Source organism: Kocuria sp. CPCC 205260, from assembly GCF_040981045.1.
Lineage (GTDB): Bacteria > Actinomycetota > Actinomycetes > Actinomycetales > Micrococcaceae > Kocuria > Kocuria palustris.
Window position 1 is genome coordinate 122318 of record NZ_JAVKPT010000005.1, and the last position, 18547, is coordinate 140864.

Here is an 18547-nt window from a genome sequence, read left to right on the forward strand (position 1 = left end):
CAGGCCCCGACGCGGCGGGGCCGGGGACGGCCATGACCCGCGCCACCACGGTGCGCCCGATCGGCGCACCGTGCGATCGGGCCCGCAACGACGACGAGCACCGCATCTGGCGCTCCAGGGCGAGAACCCCAACCGCTGACCATCCCTCGAATCCGGCCTGGCTCAGGGGAAGGTGAGTCAGGACGGTGATGGCAGTGCGGGTGGAGATCCCATCCGGGAGATCCCGATGCAGTGCTCGTGGCGCCGCGTCTGCGGTCCGCCTCTCGGCGGTCCAGGTCTTCTCAGAAGAGCCCGGGGATGACCTCCTCCTCGGTGTTCGAGAAGGTCGCCTCCTGCTCCTCCAGGTACTGCTGCCATGCCGCGGCGTCCCAGATCTCTGCCCGGGAGCCCGCGCCGACGACGGCGAGCTCTCGATCCAGACCCGCGTACTGACGCAGCGGCACAGGGACGGTCACCCGACCCTGCTTGTCCGGCACCTCGTCCGAGGCACCCGAGAGGAACACGCGGATGTAGTCGCGAGCCTGCTTGGAGGACAGCGGGGCCGCCCTCATCTGCTCGTGCACCCTCTCGAACTCAGCCGCGCTGAAGACGTAGAGGCACCGCTCCTGGCCTCTGGTGAGGACCAGTCCGTCCGCCAGCTCCTCGCGGAACTTGGCCGGAAGGATCAGCCGCCCCTTCTCGTCCAAGCGGGGGGAGTGCGTTCCGAGGAACATGCCCACCGCCGTTCGGATCCGGAGACTTCTGATTCGCTCTCGTGACCCCCACTTTACTCCACCTTCCTCCACCGTCAATCACGGTCGGTGGTTCCAGGCGCGTTTCGAGGCGATTCCGAAGAGATCCTGCCCACAGGATCAGCCGCGTTCTCCCTTGTCATTGCGGGTTGGAGGCGACCTGGGAGGCGAAGTGGGGCGATGGGGAGGGGATTTCTCTGACCGCTGCCGCAGCCTTCGCCCTTCGAATGGTCACGCGACAGGCCCACGGACCGCCGCCGCGCTGATCGGGCACGGAGATCCCCATGATCACGGGGATCAGCCCGCTTCTCAGCGCCGCCTCGAGGCAGCCGGCGTTGACCGTGGAGGGAAGTGGTGCGTCCTCGAGGAGAGGAGTGGGGAGCGAAGTGGAGGCCGCCCGCAGTCCTCGCTCTTGCTCGCGAGGAGTCGCCGGTGCGAACCATCGACGCGCGAAGACCGGCGCACGAGACTCCTCGCGGGCGGGAGCGGAGCAAGGCGGCACCCGGGCATGACGAAGGCCCCCGTCCTGACGGAGCGGGGGCCTCGTTGACGTCGGTGCGGTGGGATCAGCTGCCGTTGCGGCGCTCGTCCCAGCGGTTCTCGAGATTGCGCATGAAGCTGGACTGCGGCTTCTTGGCAGCGGCCGGCTTAGCCTTGGCACCGCCGCGGGAAGAGCTCGACTCCCCCGCCTCCTTGGCGCCCGAGGAGCGGGTGGAGGCCCAGTAGACGCCGAACGACATGATCAGGAAGCCGAGGACGCCCACCAGGATCGAGTCCAGGGCCACACCTCCGACCACGATGCCCAGGCCGACCACGCCGATCACGGCTCCGAGCACGAGCGCGCGCGTGGAGAACGTGGGCTTCACGGGTCGTGAGTCCATCTGGCTCACGAACCTCGGATCCTCCGCATTGAGCTGCTGCTCCAGCTGAGCCAGCAGCTGCTGCTCGCGCTCCGAAAGGGCCACGACGTCCCTCCTGGGGGGTCTGCTTCAAAGTTCAGGGACACGTGCCGCGTCCCTGCGGTTGCTCCAGTCTACCCGCAAGGCCCCTTGCGGAGCACCCGGTCGTCACATGACGATCCGCCGCTCATCTGCGCGGCTGCGACCGGGCCCGCCCGGCGCCTCCCGGCGCAGGATCATCGCGGTGGCCGGCGCGCAGCTCGCTGCGCCCCACCGTGCCGCGCGGAGGCCTCAGCATGGAGGCCGGCCCCAGGATGGCGCCGCCGAATCGCTCGCGCGCCCGGTCCATGGCCGACTCGGCGGCGGCCCACTCCTCCTCGCGGCCGTCGATGCTCAGCTGCATGGCGGAATCGGCGTCCTCGAGGGACTCGGCGCGCACTCCGATCAGGCGCACGGCGCTGGGCAGCGGCAGCTCCGCCGTCAGCAGCTCCTCGGCATGCGTGTAGAGGTCGTGCCCGGAGGTGAAGGGATGGCTCACCGTCCGCGAGCGAGAGATGGTGGTGAAGTCCTCCCACCGCAGCTTCAGTCCCACCCGCCGGGCCCGCAGCCTGTGGCGGCGCAGTCGCGCGGCGGTGCGATGGGACAGCCCGAGCAGCTCGCGGCGCAGGGCGTCGATGTCGCTGACGTCGGTCTGGAAGGTCTGCTCCGCCCCCAGGCTCTTCTCCTCGCGCTCCGGAGTCACCGGGCGGGGATCCACGCCGTGGGCCAGCGCATGCAGGTGCGCACCCGCAGCCGGGCCGACGACGCGGGCCAGCTGCTGCGGCGTGCGCTGTGCGATCTCCCCCACGGTGCGGATCCCCGAGCGCTGCAGCGTCTCCTCCGTGCGCCTGCCGACGCCCCACAGCGCCCCGACGGGCAGCTCCGCCATGAACGCCACGGTGTCCTCGGCGCGCACGAGCAGCAGTCCGTCCGGCTTGGAGCGGGTGGAGGCGATCTTGGCGACGGTCTTGGTGGCGCCGATGCCCACCGAGGCGGTCAGCCCCGTCTCCCGATGGATGCGGGCGCGCAGCTGCCGAGCGATGTGCACCGGCGAGCCCAGCCTGCGGATGGCTCCGGAGACGTCCAGGAAGGCCTCGTCCACGCTGATCTGCTCCACCAGGTGCGTGAGGTCGTGGAACATGGCCATCACCTGCTCGGAGTAGCGCGGGTAGTCCGCATACGACGGATCCAGCAGGATCCCCTGCGGGCACATGGCTCGGGCGCGGGAGACCGGCATGCCGGAGCGCACCCCGAAGGCGCGCGCCTCGTAGGAGGCGGACAGGACCACCGAGCGCCCGGAATCCCGGGCCACGATCACCGGCTTGCCCACCAGATCCGGGCGCTCCAGCAGCCCGACGGCCACGAAGAACATGTCGAGATCGACGTGCATGATGGCCGCGCTTCGCCACTGCTCGAGCTGCTCGCCGCTCATGCTCATCCCCTCTCCTGAAGAAGCCGCTGCGAATGATCGCGGACCGGGTGCTGGTCCGCCGTCCGGAAGGCCGCGGGCTACCCTGACCGGAGGCGCTGTCCCACCGGCCGCGCCGCGAGAACCGCCACCGTCAGGAGCCCCTTGACCGACCCCAGCTTCGCACCCGACTCCGACAGCTCGAGCCCCGAGCTCTCACGCGTGGCGGCCGCCGAGTCCGAGGCCTTCCGCTACGACGTCGACGCCGTCCTGCAGTCCTGGTTCCAGGACCAGCGCACCGTGGCCGACGGCATCTCCGAGGCAGCCGGCCCCATGGTCCAAGCCATCGCCGGGCTGTCCACGGGCGGCAAGCGCACCCGCGCCCAGCTGCTCTACTGGAGCTGGCGGGCAGCCGGCGGAGACGCGGACTCCCGCATCCCGCGCCTGGCAGGAGCCGGGATCGAGCTCTTCCAGACGGCCGCTCTGATCCACGACGACATCATCGACCGCTCGGCGACCCGTCGCGGCATGCGCTCGATCCACGTCCTGTTCGCCGATCGCCACCGCGACAGCGGCTGGAGCCAGGACAGCGCGCACTTCGGCACCTCTGCCGCCGTCCTGGCAGGCGATCTGGCCCTGACCTGGTCGGAGCAGATCTTCGGCGAGGCCGTCGCGCTGGCCGGGCACCCCGCCGGCGCTGCCGCGGACTTCACGCGCATGCGCACCGAGGTGATGCTCGGGCAGTACCTGGACATCCACGCGGAGGTCGCCGCGCAGACCCTTCCGCCGGACAAGGCCATCGAGCGCGCCTTCGAGGTGCTGCGCTACAAGTCGGCCAAGTACTCGGCGGAGCACCCGGCGGCCCTGGGGGCCCTGCTGGCGGCGGCGCCGTCGTCGTTCGTGGAGGCGTGCCGCGGATTCGCCCTGCCGCTGGGCGAGGCCTTCCAGATCCGGGACGACGTCCTGGGCGTGTTCGGCGATCCGGTCACCACGGGCAAACCGGCCGGCGACGATCTGCGCGAGGGCAAGCGCACCGTGCTGATCGGGCAGCATCTGCGCGACGCCGAGCCGCAGGACGCGCAGCTCGTGGCCCGGGCCCTGGGCGATCAGTCGCTCGACGACGCTCAGATCGAGGACCTGAGGGAAGCCCTGCGCCGCAGCGGCGCCCTCCAGCGCACCGAGCAGATCGTGGACGAGCTGTCGCAGCGCACCGAGCAGGCTCTGGCGCAGATGCGGATCGAGGACCTGCCGCGGGCCGGTCTGCAGCAGATGGCCGACGCCCTGGTCCGCCGCTCCCGCTGACCGGCAGGCCGCCCGGGGCCGAAGCCGCCGCTTCCGGACGCAGCTGAGCCTGGCAGACGAGCGCCCGCCCCCCCCCCGATCGGGGACGGGCGCTCGTGCGCGTCACGGCGCCGCCGTCACCAGTCCAGGGTCTGCGCCCGACGACGGATCTCGGCCTTGCGCCCGGCGCGCAGGAAGTCGATGGGCCGACCCGGCAGGGACTCGTCCTCGGTGAACAGCCAGGTCACGGCCTCCAGGTCGGTGTAGAGGTTGTCCCGCAGCACGGTCATGGTCCCGCGCAGCGCATCGATCGGCCGGCCGTCCATGAGGAACTCCGCCGGGATGCGGCGGACGCCGTCGCGGGGGTCGCGGAAGGCCACGAGCGTGCCGTCCTCGGCCATGGAGTGCACGCGGGTCACGATCATCCCAGTGGATTCGGCCACGTCCGGGAACGTGGTCCACTCGCCGACCAGGGCGTCGAGGGCCTCGAACTGCTCGAGGGTGGGCTGCGCGGGATTCATCTCAGACTTCTTCACGGATCCAGGGTGCCACGAACCGCCGTGATGCGCCGCCACCGATGCCCCGGCGCAGGCACCGGGTACCCTGCAGGCAGCAGCGCTTCAGCACTTCCCCCTGATCAGCGCATCTCCCAGCCCGAGGTCTTCGCCAGCATGCAGCACACCCCTCAGGATCCCCGCCCCCAGGACTCGGATCCGGCCCCCAGCGGCTCGCGCGCCCGCCGCTCCGCCGCGGCACTGGCCGCGCTGGCCGTGTTCGGCGCCTCCGGGACGCCCGCGGCCCACGCGGTGGGCCAGCCGGAGGGCTCGGCCCCGGATGAGCGCCCCGAGGCCGTCGACGGCCCCGCGCGCACCGTCCAGCCCGGCGACAGCATCTGGTCGGTGGCCACGGCCAACGGCCTGTCGGTCGAGGACCTCATGGAGTGGAACGGGCTGTCCGGCGATACCTCGCTGGCCCCGGGCGACACCCTGCGCCTGTCGGCTCCGGCGAAGGAGGCCTCCTCCGCCAAGGCCGATGACTCCCCCAAGTCCGGTGACGAAGCCACCCGCGTCCAGGACCCCGCCGCCCCGGCAGCCGCCGCAGAGACCGCGCCGAGCAGCACCGAGCACCGCGTAGCCGCGGGTGAGAGCCTGTGGGCGATCTCGCAGCGCCACGACATCACGGTCCAGGCCCTGATCGAGGCCAACGACCTGGACGTCGCCGCCCCGCTGCGCGAGGGCGAGACGCTGCAGATCCCCGCAGCCGAGGCGGCACCTGCCGCGCAGGACGACGCGGCCCAGGTCGCAGCCCCCGCCGAGGCCCCGCGGATCCGCGACGACTTCCCCGGCTACGACTACGACGACGAGACCCTGGCCTCCGCGCAGAGCCATCTCGATCAGCTCTACGAGCGCCGGTCGCCCTCGGCCGAGGAGATGCAGCGTCTGGTGCGCACCACCGCTCAGGAGATGGGCGTGGATCCGGCTCTGGCCCTGGCCCATGCCGAGCAGGAGTCGGGCTTCGTGCACCGCAGCGTGTCACCGGCCGATGCCGTGGGCACCATGCAGGTGCTGCCGTCGTCGGGCGAGTGGGCCTCCGCCCTGGTGGGGCGCGATCTCGACCTGCTGGACCCCCAGGACAATGTCACGGCGGGCGTGGCCATCATCCGCGCGAACCAGCGCTCGGCGGAGGATCTCGACCGCGGGATCGCGTCGTACTACCAGGGCGCCTACGGCGTCGAGGAGTACGGGATGTACGACGACACGAAGACCTACGTCCACCAGGTGAAGGCCCGGATCTCGGCCTGGACGCACCTGCGCTGAGCCCGCCCGGACACAGGTCCCGAGGGCGTCACGATCGCAACCACGCCCGTCGTCATCCAGCCGCAGCCCAGTCCGCTCCCCTACTGTGGGGCTCGTGCACAAGCCCGTGGATGATCATCTGACCGGCTCGGTCCTGGAAGGCCGGTACACCGTCGGACCGCGCCTGGCGCGCGGCGGCACCGGCGGTGTGTATCGCGCTGTCGATCGGCGACTGGAGCGCACCGTCGCCGTCAAGATCCTGCACGCGCACCTGACGGAGGACCCCTCGTTCGTCGAGCGCTTCGCCCGGGAGGCCCGTGCGGCCGCTCGCCTGTCGCACTCGAACGTGGTCGCGGTGCTGGATCAGGGCCGCACCGATGACGGCCACGTCTTCCTGGTCATGGAGTACGTGGAGGGCGGGACCCTGCGCGACGTCCTGCGCCGCAAGGAGTTCCTGCGCCCCGGCGAGGCGCTGACCATCCTCTCCTCGGTGGCCGCCGGGCTCTCGGCGGCGCATCAGGCTGGGCTGATCCACCGCGACATCAAGCCCGAGAACGTGCTCATGCGCCCGGACGGCACGGTGAAGGTCGCCGACTTCGGCCTCTCCCGCACCGCCGATCAGCACACCACCTCCGGGGCCGTGCTCGGCACGGTTGCCTATGCCTCGCCCGAGCTGGTCACCGAGCGGCGTCTCGACGCCCGCTCCGATCTGTACTCGCTGGGCATCATGGCCTGGGAGATGCTCACCGGCCGCCGCCCCTTCGACGGCAGCCCGTGGACGATCGCCCGCGCCCATGCCCAGAAGTCCGTCCCCTCCCTGCTCGAAGCGGTCCCCGGGATCGAACCCCAGCTCGCCGAGGCCGTGGCCGGCTGGACCGCCAAGGACCCGCAGAAGCGCCCGTCGGACGGCGCCGAGCTGCTGGCCTCGATCGGCGAGCTGCGTCGCGAGCTGAGCCTCGATGCCCTGGACCACCTCCCGGAGGGCTGGGAGCAGGGACCGGGTCCGGCCGCGCCGCGGCCCGAGGATCCGGGGGCCACGACCCTGCCCAGCACCGCCCCGGCCACCGGGCCGATCGATCTGGAGGCCGTGGACGAGCTGCGCCGAGGAGGCTCGAGCGCAGCCCCGGTCTCCGATCAGCAGGACGGCACGGCGGAGGCCTCCCCCGACGGCTCCGCTCACGCCCCCGAGACCGCCGACGGCGAGATCCCGCCGACCACGCAGGTGCTGCGCGTTCCGCTGGGCGCCGAGGGCGGGCGGGGCCTGGAGTCGGAGGAGCCCGTCGACGAGGCCCCCACCGAGGCCATGCCAGGACCGGGCTCCGGCGCGGAGGGTCCCGATGCGCCCACGGACGCCATGCCGCGCTTCGCCGAGGCATCATCGGACTCCGCGTCCGCCGGATCCGCCCCGACCGAGGCGCTGCCCCGCTGGCAGGGGGCTTCCGCCGACCAGGATGACGATCAGCGCACCTCGGTGCTGCCGCCCATGCGCAGCGGCGCCGGTGCAGCGGGTGCCGCCGGCGTCGCAGGGACAGCCGTCGCAGGCGCGGCGGCAGCTGCCGCGGCGCCCCGCACCGGCTCGACCGCCGTGGGTGCCGCAGGGGCAGGGACGGCGCTCGGTGCCTCGGTGGATCCGAACCGGCAGCGCAGGGGCCCCAGCGTGCACCGGCTGGCCGCCTTCGACGAGCCTTCGGACTCGGACGGCGAGACAGCCGAGCAGGAGACCGAGCCGCGTCGCGGTCGGCTGCACGAGTCGGCGCCGGTGGACCCGTCCAAGCCCACGGTGCGGCTGCAGCAGACCCATCCGCCGAAGGCGGCCGTCGCCGTGGCCCTCGCCGCGCTGCTCGTGGCGCTGGCCGGCTTCCTGGGATGGCTGCTGGGCTCCGGCAGCTTCCGCACCGCAGTGGTCCCGGAGGTCGTGGGCACCACCCAGCCGCTGGCCGTGGACGCGGTGGAGACCGAGGGCTTCTCCAACGTCACGGTGCACGAGGAGCCCAGCACGGAGGTCCCGGCGGGCAGCGTCATCGAGTCCTCGCCCGCCGCGGGCACGGAGACCCGAGTGGGCGAGCAGATCGTGCTGACGGTCTCCACCGGGCCCGAGCAGGTGGAGATCCCCGCGGTCGAGGGCATGTCGCAGTCCGATGCCGAATCGCAGCTGAGCTCCGCCGGCCTCGACGTCGGCACCGTCTCCGAGCAGTTCGACGACTCGGAGGAGGGCAGCGTCGTCTCCGCGTCGCCCTCCCCCGGCGCCAGGGTCGAGGAGGGCAGCACCGTGGACCTGGTCGTCTCCGCCGGCGCCGAGCCCGAGGAAGTGCCACGCGTGGTCGGCAGCAATGCCGATGACGCCCGCGAGCAGCTCGAGGACCTCGGCTTCACGGTCGAGATCGAGGAGGTCGCCGGTGCGAACCTCAACCGCGTCGTCACCCAGAGCCAGGACGGCACGACGATCACACTGCGCGTCATCTGAACCGGCAGTGCCTCAGCGCACGGACGAAGGGCCCGGCTCCTGCAGGAGCCGGGCCCTTCGTCGTCAGCGGATCAGCTCTGCTCTCCGGAGAGGTAGCTGGAGACCAGGAACGCGACCTCGAGGGACTGCATGTGGTTCAGGCGCGGATCGCACAGCGACTCGTAGCGATCGGCGAAGTGCGCCTCCTCGATCGCGTCCGCCCCGCCCAGGCACTCGGCGACGTCGTCGCCGGTCATCTCCACGTGGATTCCGCCGGGGTGCGAGCCGATGGCGCGGTGCACCTCGAAGAAGCCGTTGATCTCGTCGATGACGTCGTCGAAGTTGCGGGTCTTGAACCCCGACGGCGTGGAGACCGTGTTGCCGTGCATGGGGTCGGTGACCCACACGACCTTGGCCCCGGAGTCCTGGACCGCCTGCACGACCGGGGGCAGCGCCTCGCGGATGCTCTTGGCGCCCATGCGGGTGATGAACGTCAGGCGGCCGGGCTCGCGGTTCGGGTCGAGCTTGTCGATCAGGCGCAGCGCGTCCTCGCCGGTGGTCTTGGGCCCGAGCTTCACGCCGATGGGGTTCTGCAGGCGCGAGAGCAGGTCCACGTGGGCGTCGTCGATCCCGCGGGTGCGCTCCCCGATCCACAGGAAGTGCCCCGACGTGCCGTAGGGCCGGTGGGTGCGGGAGTCGATGCGAGTCAGGGCGCGCTCGTAGTCGAGCAACAGCGCCTCGTGGCCGGTGAACAGCTCGGTGGTGGACAGGGCGTCGAAGTCGGCGCCGCAGGCCGCCATGAACTTCACGGCGCGGTCGATCTCCTTGGCGAGCTTCTCGTAGCGGGCGTGGGCCGGGTTGGAGGCGAAGCCCATGTTCCACGAGTGGACGTGGCGCAGATCGGCGAAGCCGCCGCCGGTGAAGGCCCGGATCAGGTTCAGCGTGGACGCGGAGGTGTGGTAGCCGCGAAGCATCCGCTCGGGGTTGTGGGCGCGCGACTCGGCGGTGAAGTCGAATCCGTTGACCATCTCGCCGCGGAAGCTCGGCAGAGTGACGTCGCCGCGGGTCTCGTCGTTCGAGGAGCGCGGCTTGGAGAACTGACCCGCCATGCGCCCCATCTTCACGACGGGCATGGAGGCGCCGTAGGTGAGCACGGCGGCCATCTGCAGCAGCGTCTTCACCCGCGCGGAGATGCGGTCGGCGGTGGCGCCCTCGAAGGTCTCGGCGCAGTCGCCGCCCTGCAGCAGGAAGGCTCGGCCCTCGGCCACCTCGGCCAGGCGGCGCTTGAGGGTGTCGACCTCGCCGGCGAAGACCAGGGGCGGCACGGTGTTCAGCTCGCCCATGACGCGCTCGAACTCGGGGTGCTGAGCCCAGTCCGGCTGCTGGTCGGCGCTGAGGCTGCGCCAGTCGTCCAGGCCCTGATAGTCCTTCGTGCTCGGCTTGGGGCCGGGCATGAAGGGGGTGGGCTGGTCGGCGGACAGCGGCTGGGTCACGGTGATCGTCCCTCGTCTAGATCAGGTCGGCGGCGGCCCGGGCTTGCGCGGGTGCGGCAAGGACAGCCGGACAGGCGCCGGCAACGCGGCTGCCGGGCACCGCACCGACTGCGGCCACCGCAGGCAACGCTATCGCAGGGCGGGAGATTCCCTGTGATCGGGGTCCTCGGCTCAGGAGGCCCCGCGCTCGAGGTCGCGGCGGGCGTCGGCGGCGTAGACGTCCACGTACTCCTGGTGGGACAGCTCCTGGATCGCCTGGATGATGCGGTCGGAGATCTCCCGGGCGGCCACGCGGTCGCCGGTGCGGCCCTTGTACTCGGAGAAGTCCAGCGGCTCGCCGAAGATCGTCTTCACGCGCTTGCCCTTCTGCCGCCACGGAGCGGGGAAGGGCGTGCCCAGGGGCTGGACGACGTCGGTGTTGATCATGGCGATCGGGATGACCGGCGCGCCGGACTCCATGACCAGGCGGGCCACACCGATCTTGGCGCGGTACAGGCGGCCGTCGTGGGAGCGCGTGCCCTCCGGGTAGATGCCGAGCAGCTCGCCCTCGGCCAGCTTGCGACCGCCGGCCGACAGGGAGGCAGCGGACTTGCGCCCGCCGGAGCGGTCCATGGGGATCTGGTTGATCGCGCGGAAGAACGCGGCGATCGCCCGGCCCTTGAGCGTGCGGCCCGTGAAGTAGTCGGACTTCGCCAGGAAGAAGATCTGCCGCTGCACCGCGATCGGCATGAAGATGTGATCTGCGGCGGAGAGGTGATTGCTCGCCAGGATCGCCGGCCCCTGGTCCGGGACGTGGTGGGCGCCTTCGACCTCCGGCCGGAAGGCGGCGTTGACCAGCGGGGTCACGATCCAGTCCTTCAGGAACATGTAGACCATGGCGTATTGCTCTCCTCGTGGCCCGGTTCGCGGGCATCGTGGCTGGATCTGGAACGGCCCGTGCGCGGTGCTCGACGGACCCCTGCAGCGGCGGTGAGCCCCGCCGCGCAGTGATTGTCGCATGAAGGACAGCCGCGCGAGCGGTCGGCGCGCACCCCATGGGGATCGGGCGCGCAGACAGTGAGAGGATGACGCCATGACCCCGCCCGAGCGTGATCCGGACAGCGTCGCCCGCGCCTGGGAGGACCTCGTCCGCCGGCTCCAGGAAGACGACGCCTCCGCCGACAGCGCGGCTGCCGAGGCAGCCCCGGCCCACGGCGCGCCCGTTGAGGAGGTCCGCAGCCACGAGGCTCCGATCGAGCTCGAGGACCGGGCCCGCGGACCCCGCGACTTCGAGCTGGCTCCGGAGACGGACGAGCCGGAGCTCCTCGACGACGACTGGCAGCCGCAGGACCCCGGGCCGGTGACGGCGGGCATGCGCCCGGGCACGATCATGGCCTGGGCCGTGCTGCTCGGAGTCGCCGCAGCGCTGCTGGTCCTGGGGTTCCTGCTCGACGGCCTCCCCTGGTGGCTGTGGGTCCCCGGTCTGGCGCTGATCCTCGGCAGCCTGGTCTCGCTGTTCCAGGCCCTGCCCGAGGATCGCAGCGACGACGACGACGGCGCCCAGGTCTGATCCGCGACACCTGACTCCCCCATCGACGAGATCGCGAACGCGCACGAGCCCAGGAGGATGACCTTGACCATCGAAGCCGAGCCCGCCGTCGTGGCCGAGCTGCAGGCCCACCGGATCACGGACCTGCTCGTCCAGCGCGCGGACTCCCCGCAGGACCCGGTGCTCTACGAGCGCCTCCACGCGCACGGATCCGTCGAGGTGACCGCGAGCGCCTTCCGCGACGAGGTCCGGGCCGTGGCCAAGGGACTGGTGGCGGCGGGGATCGAGCCCGGCGATCGCGTCGGCATCCTCTCGCGCACCCGCTACGAGTGGACACTGGTCGACTTCGCGATCTGGTGGGCCGGTGCGGTGCCGGTCCCGGTCTACGACTCGTCGTCGCCGGATCAGATCGCGTGGAACCTGGGCGATTCGCAGGCCCGCGCAGTCTTCGTGGAGGATGAGCGGCTCGAGGCCGCTGTCCGACAGGCCGCGGACGATCTGGCGGCGGGCAGCCTCCACGGCTTCGACGACGCTCCCGAGCTGGGCTCGACGCTGAGCGCCGCCGAGCGGATCTGGCGCCTGGACGGCACCGGCGAGGACCTCTCGCGGCTGATCGGTCTGGGAGCCGCCGTCGAGGACGACGAGCTCGAGCGGCGACGCACCAATCGCGGGCTCGACGACACCGCCACGATCATCTACACCTCCGGCACCACCGGCCCGCCCAAGGGCTGCGAGCTCACGCACCGCAGCTTCGTGTTCCTGTGCGAGAACCTGCGTCCGTTCCTGCCCGAGGTCGTCCGCCCCGGCTCCCGCACCGTGCTGTTCCTGCCGCTGGCCCACGTGTTCGCCCGCATGGTCCAGGTGATCTCGGTCCACGGCGGCGTCACCCTGAGCCACACCCCGGATGTGAAGTCGCTGATGAGCGACCTGCAGCGCGTGCAGCCCACGTTCCTGCTGGCCGTGCCGCGGGTGTTCGAGAAGATCATGACCAGCGCTCGGCTCAAGGCCGAGGGCGGAGGGAGGCTGCGCGCCGGGATCTTCCAGCGCGCCGTCGAGGACGCGGAGGCCTTCTCCCGTCAGCGTCAGGACGGCCGCGTCTCCCCCGCGCTGAAGCTGCGCCACCGGCTCTGGGACCGCCTGGTCTACGCGCCGGTGCGCGATGCCATGGGCGGGCGCGTGCGCTGGGCGATCTCCGGCGGAGCGGCCCTGGGCGAGGAGCTCGCCCACACCCTGGCCGGCATGGGGATCTTCGTGGTCGAGGGCTACGGCCTGACCGAGACCACCGCCCCGGTGGCCGCGAACACTCCGCGCACCGCCGCGCTGGGCACCGTCGGGCGGCCCCTGCCCGGGCATGAGATGCGCCTGGGCGAGGACGGCGAGATCGAGGTCCGCGGGCCCCATGTGCTCGCCCGCTACCACGGCCGCCCCGACCTCACCGAGAAGGCGCTGCACGAGGGCTGGTTCGCCACCGGAGACCTCGGAGCCTTCGACGAGCGCGGCATGCTGCGGATCACCGGGCGCAAGAAGGAGATCCTGGTGACGGCCGCCGGCAAGAACGTGATCCCCGATGTCCTCGAAGGCCCCATCCGCACCGCGGCGATCGTCAGCCAGTGCATGGTCATCGGCGACGGCCGGCGGTTCATCGCCGCTCTGATCACTCTGGACGCGGAGCTGCTGCCGCAGTGCCTGCGCGCGCTCGGCCTGGACCCGTCCATGACTGCCGCGCAGGCCTCCGAGCATCCCGCGGTGATCGAGCACGTGCAGGAGATCGTGGACTTCGCCAACCGCCGCGTCTCCCGGGCCGAGGGGATCAGCGCGTTCCAGATCCTGCCCGTCGACTTCACACCGGCTTCGGGGCACCTCACGCCCTCGCTGAAGCTGCGCCGCGCGGTGATCCTGCAGGACTTCGCCGAGCAGATCGAGGAGATCTACTCCCGGCCCGCTCCGGCCCCTCGCCAGGAGATGACGCGCGAGCGCGCCGCCCAGCTGCGCGAGGAGCTGCGCGGTCTGCGAGAGCGCGTCCGGGAGTCGTCGGAGGCCTCCCTCGAGCGGCTGCGCGAGCTGCGGCTCGGCTCCCAGGAGGTCGAGGACGACGACGCTGACCAGCGCCGTGGGGAGGGTCCGCAGGGCGGCTAGGCTGGGCCGATGCCCTCGCCCGCCGGATCCTTCCTCAGCCCAGAGCGTCTTCGGCGGGCCCGTCTGGGCGCGGCCCTGCTGTTCCTGGTGAACGGGGCGGTCTTCGCCAATCTCCTGCCGCGCCTGCCGCAGATCAAGGACGCCTTCGAGCTGTCGAACTCGGTCTACGGCTTCGTGGTGATCGCCTTCCCGCTGGGGTCGCTGCTGGCAGGCACGGCACCTGCTCCCATCATGCGGCGATGGGGCTCGGGGCGCACTGTGGTCATGGGCTCCGTGGCCATCGCACTCATGATCCTGCTCGCCGGCGTCTCCGGAGGAATCGGCGGCGGCCTGCTGGTGCTGCTGGCCTACATCGTGCCCCTGATGCTCGCAGGCATGCTCGATGCCATCACCGACACCGCTCAGAATGCGCAGGCCCTGGACGTCCAGCGCGCCATGGGCCGCTCGATCCTCAATTCCATGCACGCCCTGTGGAGTCTCGGCTCCGTGATCGGCGGGCTGATGGGCACGGCTGCCCTGGCGCTGCAGGTGCCCCTGGCCATGCATCTGACGATCAGCGGCATCCTCTTCTCCGCCGTGGCGGTCTTCGCCGGGACCCGGGTGCTCACCATGGAGGAGGTCGCCCGGGTGCGACCTATCGCCGAGTCGTCCGCGCAGCAGGACGCCTTGTCGGCGGACGGCCCCGAGCCGGCCCAGGACCTGCCCGGGCTGTCCGAGCAGGACGCGCCGGGGGTGGCGGCTGCCGCACACGAGCCGTCGTCGGGGGCGGCCTCGGCTGCGACGGCGTCGCCGAGCAGCGCCGGGCCCGCCCGCCGCGCGGTGCTGATGCTGCTGCTGATCTCGGTCGTGTCGATCACCGGCGTGATGGTCGAGGACCTGGGGCAGAACTGGTCGGCCCTGTACCTGAGCCAGGTCCTGGAGGCCTCGGCCACGATGGCAGGGCTGGGCCTGGTGGCGCTGATGTGCGCCCAGTTCATCGGCCGCCTGCTGGGCGATCGCATGGTCGATCGGCTGGGGCACGTGACCATGGCGCGCCTGGGGGCAGTGGGGATCGCGGCCGGCCTGGGCCTGGTCGTCGCCGCTCCGGCACCGGCTGCTGCCGTGGCCGGGTTCTTCCTGGCCGGGCTGGGCTCGGCCACGCTGGTGCCCTCTGCCTACCACGCCGCCGATCTGGTCCCCGGCCTGCGCCCTGGAACCGGTCTGGCGGTCGTGAGCTGGCTGATGCGCGGGGCGTTCCTGTCGCTGTCGCCGTTCGTGGGCGTCATGTCGGATGCGCTCGGCCTGCGACTGGCCTTCCTGGTGATCCCGGTGGCGGCGGTGCTCGCCGTGCTCGCGGCGGGCCACCTCCGCCAGCCCGCCCGCACCTGACACGTCCGACCCCGCCGAATCGACGCTTCGATGCCGCACGAGGCCCCGAAGCGCGCACGCAGGCGTCGACTCGGCCTGCCCCCGCTGGGGACCGGGACGCGCTGGGAACGGGACTGCCCAACGTAAGGGATGGGCGGTGGCCCCCTCCCGCAGACATCAAGCGAAGCAGTCAAGGGAGGGGGCCACCGCCCATCCAGTCCAGCAGCTCAGTGCTCGAGCGCCACAGCCTCGTCGACGTCGACATCCAGCCCGAGCAGCGCGTTCTCCACGACCTCCGCCAGAGCCGGGTGGATCCAGTACTGGCCGCGGGCCATCGAGGAGACGTCGAGGCCGAAGCTCATGGCCTGGATCAGCGGCTGGATCAGCGACGACGAGGACTCCCCGATCAGGTGCGCGCCCAGCAGCTGGCCGGTGGACCGGTCGGCGATCAGCTTGCACAGCCCATATCGGTCCTCCATGGCCCAGCCGTAGGCCACGTCGCCGAACTCCTGGGCCTTCACGGCGATCTCGGTGCCGTTCTCGGCCGCCCAGGCCCGCGCCTGGCCCTCGGTCATGCCCACGGAGGCGATCTGCGGATGCGTGAACACCGCAGACGGCACGAAGCGGTGGTCGCTGCGCAGCAGGGACTCCGGGTGCAGGAGGTTGTGGGCGACCACCCGGGCCTCGTGATTGGCCACGTGCTTGAGCTGCCAGGGGCTGCAGATATCGCCCAGCGCCCAGACGCCCTCGACCGCCTCGCCCGTGGGCGACAGGACCCGCTGGAATTCGTCGACCTGCAGCAGATGCGTGCGCTCGTCGACCCCCAAGCCACCGGCGGCCGGGTCGAGCAGGTCGGTCGCGGGGCGTCGGCCAGTGGCCAGCAGGACGATGTCCGCGACGTCCTCGCGCACCTCGCCCGCCGGTGCGGAGCCGTCGCCGCTGGCGATCGAGCGGACGGTGACGGTGCCGTCGCCGTTGTCGACGATGGCCTCGATGCCCTGGTGCAGGGCCAGGTCCCACTGCTCGGAGGCCGCGGCGGTGAAGCGCTCGACGATCTCGGCGTCATGGGCGCGCAGCAGCCTCCCGGAGCGGTTGAGCTGCACGACCGAGGAGCCCAGTCCGTGGAAGATGTGCGCGAACTCCGCGGCGATGAACCCGCCGCCGACCACTACCACGCGCTGCGGCAGGTCGTCGATGCGCATCACGGTGTCCGAGGTGTGCACCTGCGGAAGGTCCTCGCCGGGCACCCCCGGGGTGGTGATGTGCGAGCCGGAGGCGATCACGATCTGATTCGCCGTGAGCTGCTCGCCCGAGGCCGTCATCAGCGTCTTGGGGCCGGTGAAGCGGACCATCTCCTGGAACACGGTGACGTTCTCCAGCGACTGCCGGTAGGCCAGCCCGCCCTCGGAGATCGCGTCGATCCGCCCGAAGATGCGGTCCCGGATCTCGCGCCAGCGCACGTCCTGGATCGAGACGGAGACGCCAAGCCGGTCCAGCTCGCGCGACGACTCTGAGATCTCCGCTGGGTAGACGTACATCTTGGTGGGGATGCAGCCCACGTTGATGCAGGTTCCGCCGAAGATCCCGCCGTCGATGAGCGCGACGTCCAGACCTTCGTAGGCCTCCGAGAGGATCGTGTTGCCCGAGCCCGAGCCGATGATGATGATGTCGAAGCGTCGCATGGCCCCCACTGTATCGGCGCGGCGGCGCGCTGCCGCCCTGCCGGTCCGGCGGCCCTCGCTGGGTACCATGAGGGCGCCCGCCTGTTCCCCCACATGGAGCATCCCCAGAGGCGGAGGCACCGACGTCGGAGGATCCCACTGTGCAGATCGTGAGCATCTCGAGCCTCAAGGGCGGGGTCGGCAAGTCCTCCGTGGCCCTCGGCCTGGCCTCGGCGGCCATGGACGACGGCCATCGCGCCCTCGTGGTCGATCTCGATCCGCACGCTGATGCCACCACCGGCCTCGGCGCCGTCGCCAGCAGCTCTGCGGACGCGGGCTCGGTGCTCAACGGCCGCGTGGCCCGCTCCGGCGCCCGTGCCGCCGCCGTGCCCTCGGCGTGGATCGAGCGCGAGCACGCGGCCGCCCGGGACACCGGCAGGACCTCCTCGGCCCGCCTGGATGTGCTGCCGGGGTCGTCGAACTCCTCGCGCCTGGACCGCTCGACCTTCCGCGGCAAGGACCTGGATCGGCTCTCCCGCTCCCTCGAGGGGCTGGACACGGACTACGACCTGGTGCTGGTGGACTGCCCGCCGAACCTCAACGCGCTGACCCGGCTGGCCTGGGCCGCCTCGGACAAGGTGCTCACCGTCGCGGAGCCGTCGCTGTTCTCCGTGGCCGGCGCGCAGCGCACCATGACGGCGATCGGTCAGTTCGAGACCAGCTCCAAGCGCGCCGTGCCCTCGGCCTCCGTGCTGGTCAACAAGGTGGCCGAGGACGATCCCGAGCATCAGCATCGCGTGGCAGAGCTGCAGGAGCTGTTCGGCGCGCTGCTGGTCTCCCAGGTCATCCCCGATCGCCCCGTGTGGCATCGCGCGCAGGGCGCCGCCTGGCCGATCCACCGCTGGCCGGGCGCCGATGCCGCGGACATGGCAGCGCGCTTCACCTCGATCCTGAGGGGCCTGCTGGATTGAGCCGTCTGGTTCCGCGCCGCCGAGCCGGGGGCGCTCCATGAGCCGGAAGTGACGAAGAGACCGCTCGAGGAATCGGCGGTCGAGAAACGGCTGCCCGATGCGGACGGTCGGAGTCAGATCGGGCCGTCGGCTGGGCGGACGGGCCGGATCAGCCGCTGGAGCCCGGGATCAGCTGACGTTCTGCTGGCGGCGCGCACGCCGGGCGGAGAGCTCGTCGCCGGGGAACTCCCCGGCCTCGGCATCTCCGTTGGCCGGGGGCATTCCGGCCAGGGAGCCCTCGACCTCGCGCCAGACGCGGCCCACGGCGATCCCGAAGACGCCCTGCCCACCCTGGACGAGATCGATGACCTCCTCCTGGGAGGTGCACTCGTAGACCGAGGCGCCGTCGCTCATGAGCGTCAGGCGGGCCAGATCCTCCACGCCGCGCTCGTGCAGCGCGTGGACAGCCGAGCGGATCTGCTGCAGCGAGACGCCGGTGTCCAGCAGGCGCTTGACGATCTTGAGCACGACGATGTCGCGGAAGCTGTAGAGGCGCTGCGTGCCGGAGCCCTTGGCGCTGCGCACCGTGGGCTCTACGAGCTCGGTGCGCGCCCAGTAGTCGAGCTGACGGTAGGTGATGCCGGCGATCTTGCAGGCGGTGGCGCCGCGATAGCCGACGGTGTCGTCGAGGGCCTGGCGCTCGTCGTCGAAGAGCACGCCCTGGGTGCCGCCGGTCAGGGACGTGAAGATCGGCAGGATGGGGTCCTCGGAGAGGAGATCGTCCGGGAAACCGGCGGAGAGGTGCTCGACGTGGTCGGTGTCCTTCACGCGCGTC

The 18547-nt window shown here is 71.6% G+C and carries 15 protein-coding genes; 7 read left to right on the plus strand and 8 right to left on the minus strand.

The window, feature by feature from the left end:
* Positions 1-281: 281 nt before the first annotated feature.
* The 3 genes from mraZ to dinB all read right to left on the minus strand — a co-directional run bounded on the left by mraZ (position 282) and on the right by dinB (position 3107).
* Positions 282-713 carry a division/cell wall cluster transcriptional repressor MraZ gene (gene mraZ, locus RF645_RS09770; protein ID WP_058872260.1) on the minus strand — a complete coding sequence of 144 codons (432 nt, stop codon included), beginning with the start codon at positions 711-713 and terminating at the stop codon, positions 282-284.
* A 584-nt stretch (positions 714-1297) separates the two neighbouring features.
* Positions 1298-1696 (minus strand): DUF3040 domain-containing protein, encoded by a 399-nt coding sequence (locus RF645_RS09775; protein WP_053447514.1) that lies wholly within the window; start codon positions 1694-1696, stop codon positions 1298-1300.
* Between the two features lie 121 nt (positions 1697-1817).
* Positions 1818-3107, minus strand: coding sequence for a DNA polymerase IV (gene dinB / locus RF645_RS09780; protein ID WP_058872183.1), 1290 nt, complete (start codon positions 3105-3107; stop codon positions 1818-1820).
* 135 nt (positions 3108-3242) lie between these two features.
* Here dinB and RF645_RS09785 point away from each other — a divergent pair, with 135 nt between their 5' ends.
* Positions 3243-4379 carry a polyprenyl synthetase family protein gene (locus RF645_RS09785; protein WP_368818992.1) on the plus strand — a complete coding sequence of 379 codons (1137 nt, stop codon included), beginning with the start codon at positions 3243-3245 and terminating at the stop codon, positions 4377-4379.
* A gap of 116 nt (positions 4380-4495) precedes the next feature.
* On the opposite strand, the gene RF645_RS09790 is transcribed toward RF645_RS09785, so the two are convergent.
* Positions 4496-4879 (minus strand): Rv2175c family DNA-binding protein, encoded by a 384-nt coding sequence (locus RF645_RS09790; protein ID WP_058872181.1) that lies wholly within the window; start codon positions 4877-4879, stop codon positions 4496-4498.
* A gap of 150 nt (positions 4880-5029) precedes the next feature.
* On the opposite strand from RF645_RS09790, the gene RF645_RS09795 reads away from it, so the two are divergent.
* Together RF645_RS09795 and RF645_RS09800 are read left to right on the plus strand one after the other, a co-directional pair.
* Positions 5030-6175, plus strand: coding sequence for a LysM peptidoglycan-binding domain-containing protein (locus RF645_RS09795; protein ID WP_368818993.1), 1146 nt, complete (start codon positions 5030-5032; stop codon positions 6173-6175).
* A gap of 94 nt (positions 6176-6269) precedes the next feature.
* On the plus strand, positions 6270-8618 hold the full coding sequence (locus RF645_RS09800) for a protein kinase (RefSeq protein ID WP_368818995.1): 2349 nt from the start codon (positions 6270-6272) through the stop codon (positions 8616-8618).
* A 71-nt stretch (positions 8619-8689) separates the two neighbouring features.
* Here RF645_RS09800 and RF645_RS09805 read toward each other — a convergent pair whose 3' ends face one another.
* Both RF645_RS09805 and RF645_RS09810 read right to left on the minus strand, forming a co-directional pair.
* A complete protein-coding gene (locus RF645_RS09805) occupies positions 8690-10051 on the minus strand; it encodes a class II 3-deoxy-7-phosphoheptulonate synthase (protein WP_058872259.1) in 1362 nt (453 codons plus the stop codon).
* 210 nt (positions 10052-10261) lie between these two features.
* Complete coding sequence (locus RF645_RS09810; protein WP_368818996.1) at positions 10262-10966, minus strand: lysophospholipid acyltransferase family protein; 705 nt, start codon at positions 10964-10966, stop codon at positions 10262-10264.
* Positions 10967-11162: 196 nt separating this feature from the next.
* Here RF645_RS09810 and RF645_RS09815 point away from each other — a divergent pair, with 196 nt between their 5' ends.
* The 3 genes from RF645_RS09815 (at position 11163) to RF645_RS09825 (ending at position 15122) form a co-directional block, all read left to right on the plus strand.
* Positions 11163-11639, plus strand: a complete 477-nt coding sequence (locus RF645_RS09815; RefSeq protein WP_368818997.1) for a hypothetical protein — start codon at positions 11163-11165, stop codon at positions 11637-11639.
* A gap of 63 nt (positions 11640-11702) precedes the next feature.
* Positions 11703-13754, plus strand: a complete 2052-nt coding sequence (locus tag RF645_RS09820) for a long-chain fatty acid--CoA ligase (protein ID WP_368818998.1) — start codon at positions 11703-11705, stop codon at positions 13752-13754.
* Between the two features lie 9 nt (positions 13755-13763).
* On the plus strand, positions 13764-15122 hold the full coding sequence (locus RF645_RS09825; RefSeq protein WP_368818999.1) for an MFS transporter: 1359 nt from the start codon (positions 13764-13766) through the stop codon (positions 15120-15122).
* 206 nt (positions 15123-15328) lie between these two features.
* Here the strand turns inward: RF645_RS09825 and RF645_RS09830 are convergent, their stop codons facing one another.
* The gene (locus RF645_RS09830) at positions 15329-16783 is read right to left on the minus strand and encodes a mycothione reductase (protein WP_368819000.1); all 1455 of its coding nucleotides are present in this window, start codon (positions 16781-16783) and stop codon (positions 15329-15331) included.
* A 140-nt stretch (positions 16784-16923) separates the two neighbouring features.
* Here RF645_RS09830 and RF645_RS09835 point away from each other — a divergent pair, with 140 nt between their 5' ends.
* The gene (locus tag RF645_RS09835) at positions 16924-17733 is read left to right on the plus strand and encodes a ParA family protein (protein WP_368819001.1); all 810 of its coding nucleotides are present in this window, start codon (positions 16924-16926) and stop codon (positions 17731-17733) included.
* Between the two features lie 168 nt (positions 17734-17901).
* Here the strand turns inward: RF645_RS09835 and RF645_RS09840 are convergent, their stop codons facing one another.
* Positions 17902-18471: a MerR family transcriptional regulator gene (locus tag RF645_RS09840; protein ID WP_171004121.1), complete on the minus strand. Its 570-nt coding sequence runs from the start codon at positions 18469-18471 to the stop codon at positions 17902-17904.
* Between the last annotated feature and the right edge of the window lie 76 nt (positions 18472-18547).